Source organism: Undibacterium sp. GW821-FHT11B02 (assembly GCF_058808955.1).
The window spans coordinates 155,510-172,277 of record NZ_JBXASD010000003.1; the positions used below are offsets into that span (position 1 = coordinate 155,510).

Sequence of the window (16,768 nt, forward strand, 5' to 3'; positions counted from 1 at the left end):
CAAGCATTTACGCCATCAGGCGCAACACAGGGTAACGACGCCATTCAGGCTCATTGAAACGCTGGCAGCGACTGAAAATGAAATCCAGTACCGCTTGTTGATTGTCCAGTAGCGCGGGGTTGCTCTGCTTCCATTGCTCAAATGCCTGTTTTACTTCAGGTTCGGCATCCAGAATTTCGCTGGCAGTGTCTTCAAATACGTAGTCAGAATAGGCTTCCTTCTTTTCCAGCACGCTATTGAAAAATCCCCAGCGGAAAAAACTGTCATGCGCCTGTGGCTCCAGGGTTTCAACGATATAGCGGGCCTTATCCTGATTCAGCGGTACTACATAGTCACCAGCATGTGCAGCAATGCTGATGGTATCTGCCTGCAATTGCACGTCATCATGAAACAGGTGACCTTCATAAGCATGCGGGCGTGATGTAACGGAAAGTATCTGATACGCCTCGGCCCGCAGGCTGCAGTCTTCTTCCAGTCTTTGCATCTGTACGCCATTCCATTGCAGACGCTCTATTACGGCACGCCAGGCTTGCGGTATAAGATAAGCTTTTGCTTGCTGCACGCTGATGTCGGCAACGAAGCGATCAAAATAAGCAATTGGCTTTTCCCAGGGCTGACTGCGGTCATACGCCAGGCGCTGATAATCACCTAATATACTGGGGATATATATTGCCTTATAGCCCTTGAATAAAAATTGCGAAGGCCGACTGTGATCTGCCACCCAATGCACCGCTACCTGCTGCGACTGGCTGGCAGCCTGACGCGCCCTGGCGCGCAAGTCTTGTATCTGTGCTGCATTGGCGACGGTGAAGGACAAGACACTTTCCACCAATGCTCGCATGGATGCGTAGCGGTCTGCGAAAGGTTTCAGCATATGCGTTTCCGGCATGAAACCGATAGTGTGATGCAGTGCCGCATAACCTGTGGAAAAACGTGGTGTTTCCAGAAAATCTTCTATGCCATGATCTGGACTGTCCTTGACCGGATTGACATATGGGCAGGTGGGCCAGCCGCGTTGCTGCATGTCGGCATAAATCGCTGGCAACATGCTGTCGCGCAAGAATGGGCCCAGACCATACCCAAGCTTGTCGGCCTGGGTTTGTATCAGGGTCATGGTGTAATGGTAATCAGCACCATTCGAGGTATGGGTATCAACCATCACATCCGGGCTCCACTCACTGAAGAAGCGGTTGAATACCTGGGCGTTTTCACTATCGCATTTGATAAAGTCACGGTTCAGGTCCAGGTGCAGACTATTGCCGCGAAAGCCAAATTGTTCTGGCCCATCCTGATTCACGCGTGAGGTATTCTGGCGATTCAGGCAGCCGTCGACGTTATAGACGGGGATGAACAAAAAGACTGTTTTACCCAATGCCGCCAGTCGTTCAGGTTGTGTGCAAAAATCACGCACCAGAGCCATGCAGGCATCAATACCTTCTGGCTCACCCGGATGGATACCATTGTTATTGAAAAAAACCGGGCGCCGTTCCTGCTTGATGCGGTCATGGTCAAACACGCCATCGGCGGTCACTATGCCGGCATGAATGGGTCGCCCGTTATCCGATACACCGATTTGCGAAAACTGTAAAATCGCAGGAAACTGCGTCGCCAACATTTCATAAAACGCAATGCAGTCATTCCAGCTTGTGGTCTGGTTTTGGTTGCCTGCCTCATATGGCGTGACGAATCCGGGAGTGCCAAATGCGGGTGTCGCATATGAACTGATATATTTGGCTGGATTAGCTTCGTTGCTTACACTGACTGGCTCGGATGACATATGCTGGGCAAACTTTTAAATAGTTGATGCGCGAGATTTTATCTCACAAGTAGGCCAACTGGCGTGGCATACTCATGTCCGATTGAAACATTTTGCATCAAGTATTTTGCAAACTATGCATTGCAGGAGAACCCATCTTGACCGACGCCGACATTCTGGACTTGCGCCTGAGCTGCCACACCACACTTCCCGGCCATCAGCACCTGACCCCCGCTCAGACTTTTGCCCGCATGGCAGCCTGGTGTGAACAGCATCAGGCGCAACACGACACCTACGGCGAAGGTGAACTGGTGCAGGCATTTGAACAAAAAGTCGCCACCTTGCTGGGCATGGAAGCTGCCCTGTTTTGCATGACTGGTACGATGACCCAGGTCACCGCCTTGCGACTGGCTTGTGAAGAACGAGGTAGTGACCTGGTAGCACTGCATACCAGTTCACACATCCTGGTTCACGAAAAAAGCAACTACCAGTTGCTACAACATTTCAATGCCCTGCAAATCGGCAACCCACATCGTCCCTGGTTACTGAAAGACTTGCAGGCCATACCGGACAAACTCGCCGCCGCCCAATATGAATTACCGATGCGGGAAATCGGTGGGCAATTGCCGGCATGGGAAGAACTGGAAGCCATCAAATCCTGGTGTCGTGAAACCGATATCCACCTGCATATGGACGGTGCCCGGCTGTGGGAAGCCGCAGTTGGATATGGACGCAGCCTGGCCGATGTTACGCGCGGATTCGATACTGCTTACGTTTCGTTTTACAAAGGTATAGGCGGCCTGGGTGGTGCGATGCTATTGGGCAGCGCAGAATTCATCGCCAGGGCCAGGGTCTGGATGCACAGGCAAGGTGGCAGCGTGTTCCGGCGTAGCCCTTATGTAGTGGCAGCCGCCATGCAATTTGATGAAAGACTGGCCGCCCTGCCCGCCTGCTTTGCCCGCACGCAGTGGTTGTTTGATATCTTGCACAATTATCCGCAATTCAAGACCAATCCGGCTGTACCACAATGCAATATGTTGCACCTGTATCTGCCCACAGACAGAGATACTGCCATCACCATCCGCAACCGCATCGCACAAGAACACGGAATATGGTTATTCAATAATGCAGTCCACACTGCCCTGCCTGAACAGTGCATGTTTGAATGGTATGTGGGTGACAATTTGCTGAGCATGCATGATGAAACTGTCCTGCAGGCATTAACCCTGCTGGCAGATGCCTTGAAAGACAGGTCAGCAGCCAGCTAGCCTTGGCTACACACTCTCTTCAGCCTTGGCCCACCCACAGGCCTGGTTACTATGTGAGTTATCGCACATACAAGTCTTTAAATCTTCATTATTCTTCTATTCATTGTTTCAATTCTTCTTAAGAAAAATTGAATATGCATCTGGTCAAATTTCCTGTTTGCAATCTCAGAAGTGGAGAAAGAAAAAATGGTGAATTTAATTAATCTAAAATCAGCCAAGTTCAAGTACGACCCTAATCATTTGTTTGATACGTTGATAAAGCGTCTGCATTTAAAAAGTGATGCCGCCTTGTCACGCTTGCTGGAAGTGGCACCTCCGGTGATCAGCAAAATCCGTCATCACCGTTTACCCGTCGGGGCGTCGCTGATGATCAGTATGCATGAGGCTAGCGGCCTCAGTATCAAGGAATTGCGTGCCCTGATGGGTGATAAAAGAGATCACTTCCGGATTACTGATCTGCAACTGAAACCAATCATTGCACATAACCCCTCGGTCCGTACAGAACGCACATCCCCGACGAACACGGAACGTACATCCCCGGCAAATACAGAACGTACCGTCAGTCGCCAATATTGACCGGGCGTTTGGGAAAAACCAGCGTTAGACGTGCGCCGGGGAATTCACTACGGATTTCACCATTGCCTATCTCGACATAGCCGCCGTGCAATTCGATAATGGTCTTGATGATCACCGACCCCAGCCCCAGGGAAATGCCAGACTGTCTGCTGGGCAAACCGGCAAACATCAAACGCGTGTCACGTCTTTGCCCAAAATGGGAAAGTCCATCTGTCGACATACCTTGGCCGTCATCCTCAACCACCAGTTCCAGCATTTCGGCAACTGCCTTTAGCCGTACGCGTACTCTGCTTTGTGCATACCTGGCGGCATTATCAAACACATTGCGCAACAACCTGGAGATGAGATAGGGGTCACCATTGACATAGCCAGTCTGCGCGCAGGCGGCATCTATTTGCAATTCGAAAATGATGGGCTGCTCTGTTTGTTGCTGGGCATGTACTGCATGACCAGTTTCGGCTTTCAGCAAGTCGCACAAATCCAGGCTGCTGGCCTGGTTGCGGTAACGTGGCTCGTCAATATTGGCGATAAAGAACAGGTCATCGATGAGCCGGGTGAAATAATCCAGTTCACTGGTAATGACGCCGAAAAATTCCTGGCGTTCCTGCTGTTCCATATCATCGCCATGCACGGCCAGCGTATCAATTGCCGTGCGCAGACTGGTCAGTGGGGTACGTAAATCATGCCCCAGTTCCTGCAATAATTCACGCCGTGTCTTTTCAATTGCCTGCAATTGCATCACCAGTCGCTGTATTTCATCGGCCATGACATTGAAGTGTTGCATCAAGCCGCCTATGGCATCCAGCTTGTCGGATGTAAACCGTGCTGTCAGGTCACCAGCTTCGATACTATGAATAACGCGTCTTGCTTCAGTCGAACGACCACGCAAATACAGGGTCAGCAATAACAAGCCCAGCAAAATGGCAGTGGCCAGAGTTAATACAAACAAGATGACCATCGTCAGAAAGGCACTACGGGCTGGTGTACCAGGATTCTGGATCAACAGATAAACCGGCTCTGGTGACTGCAGACGAACAATTGCTGAAGCCGCATTACCCGAAAAGAAGCGCCCCCGCGCCAACACTTCATGGATGGAATCTGGCTTTTTACGCTCCAGCAAACTGGCTGGAGGTTTTTCCCCATCGACACTGCTAGCCAGCACCTGATTGTCGGCATTGACCACCCACATTTCCAGCGGAATGGCAGGTGATTCACTGCGATACGTCTGCACTTTGTGCAGGCCCTCGGCATAGTCATATGCTTCGACGATGCGGGCGATGAACAGATACATGCTACGTTGTACTTCTTCACTGGGGCGCGTAACCACCTCCCGTTTCACCCACATATAAATCAGGCTTAATAGAACAGAAAAACACACACTGATCACAAAAAAACGTAACCACAGGGAACGACTCATGCAGACTCCAGTTTATAACCTATCCCATAGATGGCGACGATGCGTTCAACAGCACCGGCATCTTTTAATTTCCGGCGCAAATGACTGAGGTGCGAATCTATTGTGCGGTCGTAAATGACATTGCTGTCTTCAAACTGATCCAGTATCTGTTGACGCGTAATCGCATCACCATTGGCACGCACCAGCAACATCAGTACATCATATTCTTTCTTGCCCAGTTGCAGTGACGTACCAGCAGCATTCACGGTACGACGTTGAATATCCATCTGGATAGTACCAAAACAAATTACTGTCCGGCCATGACTATTTGACTGAGAACGTGTCAGTAAGCGTCGCATGCGTGCGCTGACTTCACGCAAGCCACAAGGTTTGCGTATGTAATCGTCTGCCCCGCCCTCTATGCTGGCAACCACTGCACTTTCATCGGATCTTGCGGACAACATCAGTATTGGCGTGTCAGAATGCAGTTCACGTAATTGCTTACATAAAGCGATACCATCACCATCAGGCAGACCAACGTCCAGCAATATCAATTCGAATGCCTGCTGTTGCAGTAACTGCATGGCTGCAGCAATACTGGCCGCATGGCTGAGCGCAAAACCCTCATAGCGCAGCCCCATACTCAAGGTACGGGCGATCATGGGATCGTCTTCGACAAACAAGACTTGAATTGCAGGATTCATAGGTGCTGAAACAAGTAGTAACAAAGAATTTGCCTTCATTTTGCCATATTGCGAATAACAGAAGCCGCTTCCATCAAAATTACAGAATCGCTGGTTACAGTAACTGCAAGATTTCACTGACCCTTTTGCCGTTTTTACCGTTACTGGAGATAACCATGACCTACCCTTCTTTCCCGTCCCTGCCTTTCTCTTCTCTGCTAACTGTCGCTGCCATGATAACCGCTGGCAGCCTGCTAAGCGCCTGCGGTGGCGGATCTGACAGCACAGGTGCTGCGGCACCACCAGCATCGTCCAGTACCACGACCAATACCGGAAGCGCAGGCACAACGAGTACAACGGGTACGACAGGTACAGCGAGCACGACTGGTACAACAGCAGGTACCAGCACCGGCAGCGTTAGCCCCCGTATTGCCGCCGCTGTTGCCGCTGCCAAAACAGCTGCCAGCACGGATCCATTGTGCAGCGTGGACAAGCTCGGTGATTTTTACTGGGAAATTGGCAATGCGACAGATAGCACGCCTGTGGTATCCGCCTCCCAAGGTGCAGGCAGTGTGACGGCAACGACTAATTTCAATATCGCCTCTGCATCGAAGTGGATTTTTGGTGCCTATGTGTTGGAAAAGAAAGGCATAGATCAGGTACGCAGCAATACTTCACTCAGCAATGGCTTGCGCTTTACCTCTGGTTATACCGGCCTGAATGAAGAAGCCTGCGTCGGTAAATTAAGTATCAATGCCTGTTTTATCGCTGGCATGGCCAATACAAGCGGCAAGACCAGCCAGCCTGACCCGACTACGGTCAACCTGTTTGACTATGACGGTGGGCATGACCAGAAACTGGCCAGCGTTGATCTGGGCCTGGGTAATTTCACCGCCGCCCAGCTTGATACTGAATACCAAAATACTATAGGTCTGAGCAAGGGTTTCAACATGGCACCGCTCGATCCATTGATGGCAGGTGGTATGTTAGGCGCTGCCACCGACTATGCACTGTTCCTGAAAAAAATTATGAAGCAGGAACTGGAAATCGGTCGTTATCTGGGTGACCAGGCAATCTGCACACTACCATCTGCCTGCCCCGGAAAAGTGGCGTATTCACCCATACAATTGCTGAACGAACCATGGACGTATTCATACAACCACTGGGTAGAATCCGAAAATGGAAATGGCAGCGTTGATGCCTATTCCAGCCCAGGAAAATGGGGCTTCTACCCATGGATTTCGCCTGACAGAAAATACTATGGCATCCTGTCACGCCACGACAAAGACACCGGTGCCTATGCCGCTTCAGTCAAATGCGGTCGCCAGATACGCAAAGCTTTCATGAATACGCTATAACATCAACAGCATAAATCAGCGGCAATTTTTCTGAACGTCGCGGACAAGATCAATCTGCGGTCTTGTCCGACGGAAAACGAATAGAGTCGCGCAATAGAAAACCCATGGGCATGGCCATATTCACTTTCTGGCTGGTAATGGGTTTCGTGAACCAGTCATTGTATAGCTTTTCGAACTCACCATCCAGTATCAATCTCGTCATCTCACGGTCCACCAGGTTTTTAAACGCTGCGTCCCCCTTGCGAAGCATAAGCGAATACGGCTCTATCGAAAGCGGATCACCAACGATGACGAATTCATCAGGATTTTTTGCTTTTGACCGCAAGCCATACAACAGGACATCATCCATGGCAAAGGCATCTGCCTGCTCTTGCTCAACCATGTGAAATGCTATTTCGTGATCCTGCGCTTCCACGACCTTGATGTTAAGTGCCCGGACATTGCTGCGGGCGTTGACCAGATCTATGGTTGTTGCATTCTTGGTGATGACGATAGTCTTGTCCTTCAAGTCCTGCCAATTTCTGATGCCTTTATTTTTCTTGACTACCATGCGCACACCAGAAAAGAAATGCGGAATGGTAAAGTTGACGCGGCTGCGTCGTTCTGCCGTATTGGTGGTTGCTCCGCATTCAATATCCGCCTTACCTTCCATGATGCTGGTGAACCGCGAAATGGAATCTACCGGGACATATTGAATTTTCAGATTAGCTAACTTAAGTTCCTTCTTGACAGCATTGGCAATTTTAAGACACAAATCGATAGAATATCCGGTAATCCGGTTGTCTTCAGTGGTAAAAGAAAACGGCGCCGCCTGCAGGTAGGCAAATGTGATTGTCTGGTTTTCCCGAATTTTTGTCAGCGTATCTGTTGTTCTGCTAAAACCAGGTATTGCAACTAACAGCAAGGCGAAAGCAAAGACCAGTCTGGCGTACATCATAGCGTTTTTTTTCACGGCAATAGCTCCACTAGTTCGGTAATGAAAAACAACTGGCACCAGGGATTCGAATGATCACTCAGCGCACGATGGGTTCGACGCATGCCGAAGAAAAATGCAACGACATGAGCCCGTATTAAGCCAAATCAACAATTACCTGTGACAGGTATGGCAGCACCGTGAATCGCACGTGCCCCGTCAGATGCAAGGAAGGCGACGACATCTGCCAGTGCATCCGGAGAAACCCATTGAGCTGGGTCAGAGTCCGGCATCGCAAGCCGGTTTTGTGGTGTATCAAGAATACTGGGCAATACGCAATTGACATTGATATTATGTTGACGCAACTCTGCCGACATCGACTCAGTAAGACGGATAACCGCATCTTTAGCCGCACAATAGGCACCCATTCTGGCAACTCCCTTGAGAGCGGCATAAGCACCGACATTCACAACTTTCCCGCCTGACCGGCCTATCATGCCAGGCACCACAGCGCGCGCCATTTGCAACATGCTGCGGACATTAATATCGAACAAAAAATTCCAATCTTCATCTGCAGTTTCATGCACTGAATGCCCCATGCTGAAACCACCTGCCGCGTTGCACAATACGTCAATTGATGCATATTTTTTCAAACTCATTTCAAGCAGCTTTTCAACCTGATCCCTGCTGCATAAATCTGCCGGGACAAGCAGACATTGCTCGTTGACCGCGCCAAAAACGTTCACCAGATCATAAAAGTGCCGGTCAACCAACACCAGATTTTTTCCCTCTTGAGAAAATCTCCGGGCAAGTGCCCGCCCTAAATTACCGCATGCGCCGGTGATCATGACGGTCTCTGTTTTTAAATTCATGGTGTCGTTCCGTTGAGTGGGGATATCAAAATTGGGTGAAGCATTTCCGCAATGGGATCAAGCTCAGCCGTTGTTACAAGAAACAGGGAAAACAATTTTTGAAAATACCTGGTCAGCATATTGAGCGAGCTCTATATCCTTGCCGGTAATGCCGTTGGCATCATGAGTCGTCAATGTCATGACGACCTTGTTGTAGACGTTAAACCATTCAGGATGATGGTCTTTTTTCTCGGCAAACATGGCTATATGCGTCATGAATGAAAATGACTGCATGAAATCTGTAAAAACATATTCGCGCGTCATGGCTTCGCGCTGCTCCTCAAGTTTCCACATTGGTCGTGATTGCAGAAATTGCGCGATGTCGTCTGAATTCATCATTTTTTATCCAATTAATAGTCTTTTTACACCATCTTGATTTTTATCAAGCTTTTATAGGAAAAATAGTTTAGTGCGATTCGTACGCAAATTGTGCGCAAATAAAACGGAAAACAGCGCTGTTTATGCATATAATTTGCATAAAACATCTAACAAAGGAAAAATATGAGCACCGTTACAATTGATGGTTATGATATTAATTTGCTGACAGCACTTCAGCGTGATGGAAAGGCAACAAATAGCGCACTGGGAGAAAAAGTGCATTTATCGACGTCACAAGTCAGTCGCCGCGTGCAAAGACTTGAAGAAACCAAAGTGATTTCCCACTATGTCGCGGTACTTAATCCTGAAGTGATAGGACTTGGGGTCTCGGCGTTTACACACATCACCTTAAGCCGGCAAGGTGAATATGCAGCCCTGTTTGAAAAATCCATCATGGATATGCCTGAAGTACTTGAATGTCATTCCGTCACAGGTGAAGCTGACTATGTACTTCGCATTGCATTGCCAGATTTGACTGCGTTCTCTGAATTTATGGAAAAGAAATTATTGCCATTACCCAGTGTTGCAAGCGTCAAATCCATCGTCACACTGAAAACAATCAAGCAAACTTCCTGTCTTCCGCTAGGCCATATAGCACACCCGCGGCCTGTCAAAACCCAGATCGTCTTTGCTTGAATTTGACTGCGGAGATGGGGCTTGATGTCTCTGCATGGAGGCCATCTCCCATACGCAGGATTTACTTGCGATGCAAAGTCGCCAGCACGGCCTTATCCAGTTTTGCAGCAACTCCAACACTGCGCCCAGCCAGATTGGGGATGCTGAAATGGATGGCACTACCAAGTATCTGGGCGCATTCGGACAGGCTGAGTCCATAATCCTGTTGCAGCCACTGCACCATGCCGCTGGTTGCCACCCGTAACGCATCGTCCAGCGAACCGGCCTGGCCCAGTACCATGATCTGGGTTGGTGACTCTACCCTGGGTGTCGCGACTGATTTACCTTTGATGACATCCACTGTAAATTCCACATCCATGGAAGTTTCCAGCGCATATTGTGAAGTTTCACCATCGCCTTGCAAGGCATGGGCATCCCCCAGGTAAAGCAAGGCACCGGGTTGCTGCACTGGCAGGTAGACCGTATTGCCTTCTACCACTTCATTGAAATCCATATTACCGCCAAAACGCCCCGTGTCACCGGTAGAAATGGGCGGTGAACCATTGCCAGGTGCTACCGCCAGCCCACCCAGCATGGGGCGGACCGGCAGGCTGAGCGATTGCAAGCCTGCTGTCGGTTTTTCCGGGCTTGCCAGGCCACGTTCACGATCAAGTTTCCAGCGTATGGGCTTGCCCAAATTGCCGGCTTTGGCCGCCAAACCTGGTCCCATTGCCCTGCCGACTATGCTGTCCAGACTGTCTGCATAATCGCGGTTCAGGCGCAAGCGTTTCAGATGAATCATCAGGGTGTCACCCGGCTCTGCTGTGGACACATAAAATGGACCAGTCTGCGGGTTGCCATACAGGGCCTTGGTCACGCCATGTTCATCCACACCACCTGAATCGATGGTTTTGGTGCGTACAGTATCACCGGGCCAGATCGTCAGCACCGGCAGGCGATGCGGGCTGAATTCATTCGAATAGTCTTTTGGCTGGAAGTCGTAGACGCGCGCTGGCCCCGCAGGGCGCTCAGGCAAGCGACGGGCACTGAAGGTATGGCTGGCCCTGGCTTGTGGATTATTTGTATCAGGAAAATCCGCCACGCCCTGTATCGCATCCTGGGTCACCGTGCCGCTGTAAGTATAGGTGACATTATCCTTGTCCTTCACGGCAAAAGCGATACGGCCAGCATTGCGGGTGCCCGTCAGGCTATCACCATCAAGTTGCCCGCTGATGGCATTGCCTGCTGCCTTCAGGATCATGGCCTGGTAAGAATGATTACCCCAGCGATCAAGCTGTAACAGCCATTGTTCTTCATCTGCCGCCAGCACATATCCGGGGGTCAGCGCTATCAACAACATCGTCAATCGCAACATGGGGCTTCCAATCGCAAAAAGAATATGCTGGTATTTTAGTTATACAAGTCCCTCTCATTTCATTAAATGCGATGAAATGCCATTTGCAAGGGCTGGGCAGCAAAATTACAGCCACAGATGATCAGTGGCGTATTTACGCTCTGACTATCTCACCCTGATCAATATGGAGCCACGGCCAGCGGCTTTGATACGACGCCGCCTTTTGCTCAAACAGATCACGGTAAGGTGTCAGTGGATTCATGGTCAGTATGCCTTCGTATAGCATGGCAAGGCCATTGGGTGCATAAAGCTCATCTGGGCGAATGCCAACACAGGTAGCAGGAATAAGAAAGCGGTCGATACCATCACTTGCACAAGCCAGCACTTCATAAGGATGGCCGAAGTATGATTCATACCAGAGATGCACACGTGCCTGATTGCATGCTTCGACCGTAATTCCCAAATCAGCCAGCACGCCATCAACCCGGGCTTGCACGTTTTGCTCTCCCGCCTCGCTCAAATCACTGGCATCATAATAAAACAGGTCGTAATCCTTGATGTCCGCCTCAGGTGGACGACCAGCCTGTTTGTTCCAGATGGTCTGGAACAAACACCCGGCTACCAGCCAGCCATCGGGAAGTGCCAGGGCATCCCAACGGTCTAGTATGGCGTTGTTATTACGATTGGTGAGTATGTCAGTCAGAAAACGGTTCTGCATTGAATAAAGTGGAGAATTGAAGGCGGCAAAACAATGAAACGCATTCCATCAAGTCGCAGCCTGGGCTGCCCCTGCCTTCATCATCGCCTCGACCCGTGCACGCACAAAGTTGATGTGGCTGCGCAGGCCATACAGTTCTTCGGCATAGGACAGTGGTATGGTGATACGGTTGACCTTTTCTTCGATTTCATCAAGGTGACGCAATTGTTTGCTTGCCACGGCCTGCAATTCTGCCGGGGGTACGCTTTCTATCGATTGTTCAACCAGTCGCAACTGACCATACCAGCGATAGATGCGCGAACGTATCCGCCATACATACAGCGGTGGAATGATTTTGGATAGCGGCAGGAACAACGCGCCCAGCGCAACCAGCACCACCCACATACGTTCAAAGAAATTCGCTACCCAGAATGTCAGGTAACGCTGCAACATGGGCGGGCCGTTTTTATAGAACTTTTCGGCTTCCCGCGCCACCGGGATTTCAGTGTATTTATCGGATGGAAATTCACCCTGCTTGCTGAACCAGTCTGCCCCGCTATGTATGCGCCTTGCCGCCTGCAGCAGCAAGCCTATCAAGGCTGGGTGCAGGCTTTCATGCGCAACCAGGGTTGCCGTTGGTGCGATCAGGTGGTAATCGCGGGCCGGAATATCGCGACCTATATCGACGATGCCACGCGGTAAAATCACATGCGACAAAAACGGAAAGCGGCGCGTATAGGCTTCGGCCTGGACAAAATCAAACAGGCGTATGCCCGGTGTCTGCAACAGCATTTGCACCAGCGGTGAATCGCTGGCAGAACTGAAGATCAGCACATCCACCTTGCCATCCAGCAAAGCTACTGTCCCCGGCGTATCTGCCAGTTTTTGTATGCTGACATCATCTGTGGTCATGCCGTTGACATCTAATATCTGATCAAATAAGCGGGCAACGCCGGTACCATCGGGGCCGACATTCACAATCTTGCCCTTGAACTGGCTGATGGTGGTGACTTCTTTGGGGTTGCGGTAAAACACCCAAATCGGTTCATAAAACAGACTGCCCAGCGAGATCAGCCCATGTTCTTGCGCCTGCGCTTCATCGGTGGAGCCACTACGGACAAAGCCGAGTTCGATCTCGGAATCGGGATCACTGATGCGCGTCAGGTTTTCTTCTGAACCCAGCGAAGATTGCTGACGCAATTCGATCTGATTCTTGGCCAGCTCTTGCGCATAACGTTTGGCAAAGCGTTCATACGCACCGTTAGCCTGCCCGGTCGAAATATCGATGACACGCGGCGGTGCCGGGTCCACCAACCAATATCCCACGCCACAGACAATCACTACCATCAGTGTGACCGGGCCAAAGGCGACCAGCAAATCACGCAGATTGAACAGGGTGAATTTAATCTTCTGCATGCTTTTGTGGTGTAGGGACATAGTCAGCTTTCAGTTGCTGCAAGCCTTCCAGCATTTTTTCATAAGCAATTGCCACTTCTTGCTGCCCCCCTTTAACGCCCAATTCTATGTGCCGGCGTTCTGTCGCGCTACCCACACTGGGCAGGCTGAAGACCTTGATGCCCGCATAGGCGGCTTCCAATTCTTCCATCAAGGGTGTCAGCGTGGATTCGGCAATTTCATACACCAGTACCGATTTCTCATATTGTGCATACTGATGGAACAGATGAGAAAAATAGGTATCCAGCACCCATTCCAGCATGGGCCAGGCCATGACCGGGAAGCCAGGTACAAAGAAGTGATTCTGTATTGAGAAACCGGCAATCTTGTTGAAGGGATTGGGGATAATGGCCGCGCCTTGCGGGAATTCGCCCATCTTCAAGCGGTGCAGATGATCGGGGGTATTCAGATCAGCTACTTCACCTTTTTCTTTGGCGATGTCGATGATGCGCTCTTGTATCAGGAGTTTGGCTTCCGGGTGCAGGACTATCGGCAAATCCAGTGCAGCAGCCGCACATTGGCGTGTATGGTCATCGGGCGTGGCACCAATACCGCCGGTGGAAAACACGATATCGCCGCTGGCAAAACTGCGCTTCAGGGTTGCGGTAATGCGCTCACGATTGTCGCCTATGTATTCTACCCAGTCCAGTTGCATGCCGCGTGCCTTCAGCAGGGCAATGACCTTGGACATATGTTTGTCCTCGCGTTTGCCAGATAAAATTTCATCCCCAACTATGATCAAACCTATCGCCACAATCCACTCCCCTTGTTATGCATGAAGCCTCTATTGTGCGCCAATTTCGATTTAACCGTAACAGTCTGCTATGTTGCCGGCTGTTCCTGTTGCTGCCGATGTACCTGCAAGGCATCCAGGCAATAGTGCTGGAACCATAAGCCGGTGAAGACAAACACCAGCACATAAATCCAGATTGCCACTGCCGCGATGACTGGCAAGAACAAGACCGACAAGACCCCGCCCAGCCACAGCAAACCCGGCGCTGCACCAAACAGGCCGGCGATGATGCCTATCGCCAGCAACGAGGCGCGATGCTGCTTCACCAGTGCCTCTCGCTCATCGGTATCGGCGTGCTGGGCCAGGGCGTCGTACACCATGACGCGGTAGGTCAGCCATCCCCACAGAAATGGCTGCAGGATCAGGCTGATGGGCGGTATCAGGGTCAGCGGCAAGGTCACCAGCCAGATCATGGCAAAAATACCGAAAGACGAAAATGAATGCGCCAAACTCCCAAACAGACTGCCGCCGTTTTTTTGTTCCAGCGCCGGATAATGCCGCTTACCCACATGCTTGCTGATGGCTGGCATGGCAAACAGCGCGATGCAAACCAGGGATGTAAAGATCATCAACGGCAGCAAGACCCACATTGCCACCAGTGGCACCACCATGGTTTTAAAGGCGATCAGGCCAAGCATGTTGAGTACGCTGCCTGCTGCCTGAAAACCATTGTGCTCACCAAACCATGTCTGGAGAAAATCCATCAGGCTTTGCAAGCCCCACCACATGGCAGCGCCCCATAACAGCACAGCCGCAATAAACGGGATAAAAGTCAGCAAGAGCATGCGGTAATGCAATTGCCCTGCCACTGCCCTGCCCCAGGCGCGCATGATGGAAGTCATATTCATTGCTGTTGTTCCTTGTCAAATCCTGTCATGCGCTTTAAACCCAGCCACTGTTGTGACCAGAAACCTTCGCCGTAGTTGCGATCATTGCCTTCCGGAGCAGGCAACTGGTCGCGGATGCCGGTCATGGCAAATTCTTTGCTGAACAAGGCGGTACCGAACAATATATCCCAGATCGGGAACAGTACTGCAAAATTATGCCCGCCCAGCGTGCCCTTGCCATGGGTTTCATGGCCTATGCCAATCGCATGATGGGTGCGATGATAACGCGGTGATACCAGCAGGTATTCACCGATGCGACCAAAATGAATACGTACATTGGCATGCTGCAGGCTTTGCAGCATCTGCGATGCCATCACCAGCATCACGTATTGGCCAGGTTCAACACCAATGGCCAGGGCAATCAGGCCCATGTAGATGTCGCGGATAAAATCGTCGAGCAAATGGTTGCGGTTATCGCTCCACAGGTTCATGTCGCGCTGGCTATGGTGCAAGCTGTGCAGCGCCCATGACCAGTTGAACTGATGTTCAGCGCGGTGATACCAATAGTCAAAAAAGTCGAGTACAAACAGGTATGCAAAAAACAGCAAGACCGGATATTGCAGCATATCGGGCCAGATGTTTTCCAGATTGAAGGGGTTCACACCTCGCAGATGCAAGATGGCTGCCAGTTGATCAAGCAAGGGGTCCAGCACGAAAAAAATCAGGATGGAAAACGCCCCCAGCCTGTGTAAGGCGGTATAGATGAAATCATTCCAGCGTGCATAGCGATTCTTGATTTCATGCACCGGTATCCAGGATTCCAGCGGACGCAGCACAATAAACAATATGATCAGTTGCAACACGCCGAAGATGAACCATTCAACACCTTCGAAAGAATCTTCGACAAACTCACCCAGGCCCAGATAAAACATCAAAGGCTGCACTATCGTTTCAAAAATCCAGGCTTGCAGATTTGTGAACAGATCAGAAATCATCATTATTTTTTCGGTTGATTTAAATTACGGTAAGCCGGATGCTCACGCAGGGTAGCAAAACAAAAGGATTTTTGCTCAAGCCCGCTAATCAGCGGCTCCAGGTTTTCTGGCGCCCACGCTGGTTTGCGTGACCAGATGCCCAGATGCGCCATAAAAATATCGCCATCCTTCAGTTTATCCAGCGCACGCTTGAGCAGCACGGGGTTACTGAATTTTTCACTGGGCAGTTCATCGCCAGAGTAACCAGCCGGAGCCCAGCCCACATGCTGAAAACCACAAGCCTGACCAGCTTTTAGCAAACCCGGGGTCAGCTTCCCACCCGGCGCACGCCAGTAAGGGTCAAGTTTTTTGCCGGTCAAGGCAAAAAACCGCAGATCAACGCGCTGCAATTCCTGGCAATATTCTTGTGCTGTCCATTGCAGGGTTTGCCCGGCATGTGCCCCAAACTGTGGCTTCACCGCAATTCGTCCATCGGGCAAATCGCCGACGACGTAGACATGATCAAAAGTATGGGTGCCAAAGGCATGGCCCTCATCAGCCAGGCTTTTCCAATAGGGTAACCAGCTCATGTCGAGGGAATAATCGCCCTGCACGGTTTTTTCATTCGCAAGAAAAAACGTCGCCTTGATATGATGCCGGCGCAAGGTAGCTGCAATCAGTTCAGCCTGTGACTGGCTGCCGGTATCAAAAGTCAGGTAGATTGTGCCCTTGCAGATACCTGCATTGGTATTAGTGGCATTGGTGACAGCATTGGCGGCAACTGCGGGCAAGGCCAGCATGGCCACCACGGCCA

17 protein-coding genes are annotated in these 16,768 nt (G+C 50.6%); 4 read left to right on the forward strand and 13 right to left on the reverse strand.

What is annotated here, in order from left to right; translation table 11 throughout:
- Window positions 1-7: 7 nt before the first annotated feature.
- Entirely contained in the window at window positions 8-1,777 is a 1,770-nt protein-coding gene (locus tag AC1RVX_RS06915; RefSeq protein WP_493215834.1) for a M14 family zinc carboxypeptidase, read from the reverse strand.
- Between the two features lie 137 nt (window positions 1,778-1,914).
- Here AC1RVX_RS06915 and AC1RVX_RS06920 point away from each other — a divergent pair, with 137 nt between their 5' ends.
- Both AC1RVX_RS06920 and AC1RVX_RS06925 read left to right on the forward strand, forming a co-directional pair.
- Window positions 1,915-3,024, forward strand: a complete 1,110-nt coding sequence (locus tag AC1RVX_RS06920) for a threonine aldolase family protein (RefSeq protein ID WP_493215835.1) — start codon at window positions 1,915-1,917, stop codon at window positions 3,022-3,024.
- 186 nt (window positions 3,025-3,210) lie between these two features.
- Window positions 3,211-3,600, forward strand: a complete 390-nt coding sequence (locus AC1RVX_RS06925) for a hypothetical protein (protein WP_493215836.1) — start codon at window positions 3,211-3,213, stop codon at window positions 3,598-3,600.
- Here the strand turns inward: AC1RVX_RS06925 and AC1RVX_RS06930 are convergent.
- Complete coding sequence (locus AC1RVX_RS06930) at window positions 3,584-5,017, reverse strand: sensor histidine kinase (protein WP_493215837.1); 1,434 nt, start codon at window positions 5,015-5,017, stop codon at window positions 3,584-3,586. The two genes, AC1RVX_RS06925 and AC1RVX_RS06930, sit on opposite strands and share 17 nt — an antisense overlap.
- The gene (locus AC1RVX_RS06935) at window positions 5,014-5,700 is read right to left on the reverse strand and encodes a response regulator transcription factor (protein ID WP_493215838.1); all 687 of its coding nucleotides are present in this window, start codon (window positions 5,698-5,700) and stop codon (window positions 5,014-5,016) included. Before AC1RVX_RS06935 ends, AC1RVX_RS06930 begins: the two co-directional genes overlap by 4 nt.
- A 155-nt stretch (window positions 5,701-5,855) precedes the next feature.
- Here AC1RVX_RS06935 and AC1RVX_RS06940 point away from each other — a divergent pair, with 155 nt between their 5' ends.
- The gene (locus AC1RVX_RS06940) at window positions 5,856-7,037 is read left to right on the forward strand and encodes a hypothetical protein (RefSeq protein WP_493215839.1); all 1,182 of its coding nucleotides are present in this window, start codon (window positions 5,856-5,858) and stop codon (window positions 7,035-7,037) included.
- A gap of 49 nt (window positions 7,038-7,086) precedes the next feature.
- Here AC1RVX_RS06940 and AC1RVX_RS06945 read toward each other — a convergent pair whose 3' ends face one another.
- From AC1RVX_RS06945 to AC1RVX_RS06955, 3 genes are all read right to left on the reverse strand, one after another.
- A complete protein-coding gene (locus tag AC1RVX_RS06945) occupies window positions 7,087-7,989 on the reverse strand; it encodes an amino acid ABC transporter substrate-binding protein (protein ID WP_493215840.1) in 903 nt (300 codons plus the stop codon).
- Between the two features lie 128 nt (window positions 7,990-8,117).
- Window positions 8,118-8,822: an SDR family NAD(P)-dependent oxidoreductase gene (locus AC1RVX_RS06950; RefSeq protein ID WP_493215841.1), complete on the reverse strand. Its 705-nt coding sequence runs from the start codon at window positions 8,820-8,822 to the stop codon at window positions 8,118-8,120.
- Between the two features lie 63 nt (window positions 8,823-8,885).
- Window positions 8,886-9,200, reverse strand: coding sequence for a 4a-hydroxytetrahydrobiopterin dehydratase (locus AC1RVX_RS06955; RefSeq protein WP_493215842.1), 315 nt, complete (start codon window positions 9,198-9,200; stop codon window positions 8,886-8,888).
- Window positions 9,201-9,362: 162 nt separating this feature from the next.
- On the opposite strand from AC1RVX_RS06955, the gene AC1RVX_RS06960 reads away from it, so the two are divergent.
- Entirely contained in the window at window positions 9,363-9,875 is a 513-nt protein-coding gene (locus AC1RVX_RS06960; RefSeq protein WP_493215843.1) for an Lrp/AsnC family transcriptional regulator, read from the forward strand.
- Between the two features lie 61 nt (window positions 9,876-9,936).
- Here AC1RVX_RS06960 and AC1RVX_RS06965 read toward each other — a convergent pair whose 3' ends face one another.
- The 7 genes from AC1RVX_RS06965 to AC1RVX_RS06995 all read right to left on the reverse strand — a co-directional run bounded on the left by AC1RVX_RS06965 (window position 9,937) and on the right by AC1RVX_RS06995 (window position 16,754).
- The gene (locus tag AC1RVX_RS06965) at window positions 9,937-11,229 is read right to left on the reverse strand and encodes an acetamidase/formamidase family protein (protein WP_493215844.1); all 1,293 of its coding nucleotides are present in this window, start codon (window positions 11,227-11,229) and stop codon (window positions 9,937-9,939) included.
- Window positions 11,230-11,362: 133 nt separating this feature from the next.
- Window positions 11,363-11,926 carry a nucleotidyltransferase family protein gene (locus AC1RVX_RS06970; protein ID WP_493215845.1) on the reverse strand — a complete coding sequence of 188 codons (564 nt, stop codon included), beginning with the start codon at window positions 11,924-11,926 and terminating at the stop codon, window positions 11,363-11,365.
- 48 nt (window positions 11,927-11,974) lie between these two features.
- On the reverse strand, window positions 11,975-13,321 hold the full coding sequence (locus tag AC1RVX_RS06975) for a TAXI family TRAP transporter solute-binding subunit (RefSeq protein ID WP_493215846.1): 1,347 nt from the start codon (window positions 13,319-13,321) through the stop codon (window positions 11,975-11,977).
- Window positions 13,308-14,114 (reverse strand): competence/damage-inducible protein A, encoded by an 807-nt coding sequence (locus tag AC1RVX_RS06980; protein ID WP_493215847.1) that lies wholly within the window; start codon window positions 14,112-14,114, stop codon window positions 13,308-13,310. The genes AC1RVX_RS06975 and AC1RVX_RS06980 overlap by 14 nt, the downstream gene beginning before the upstream one ends.
- Before the next feature lie 68 nt (window positions 14,115-14,182).
- Window positions 14,183-15,001: an EI24 domain-containing protein gene (locus AC1RVX_RS06985; protein ID WP_493215848.1), complete on the reverse strand. Its 819-nt coding sequence runs from the start codon at window positions 14,999-15,001 to the stop codon at window positions 14,183-14,185.
- Window positions 14,998-15,978, reverse strand: coding sequence for a sterol desaturase family protein (locus tag AC1RVX_RS06990; RefSeq protein WP_493215849.1), 981 nt, complete (start codon window positions 15,976-15,978; stop codon window positions 14,998-15,000). The genes AC1RVX_RS06985 and AC1RVX_RS06990 overlap by 4 nt, the downstream gene beginning before the upstream one ends.
- Entirely contained in the window at window positions 15,978-16,754 is a 777-nt protein-coding gene (locus AC1RVX_RS06995; protein WP_493216227.1) for a polysaccharide deacetylase family protein, read from the reverse strand. The genes AC1RVX_RS06990 and AC1RVX_RS06995 overlap by 1 nt, the downstream gene beginning before the upstream one ends.
- Between the last annotated feature and the right edge of the window lie 14 nt (window positions 16,755-16,768).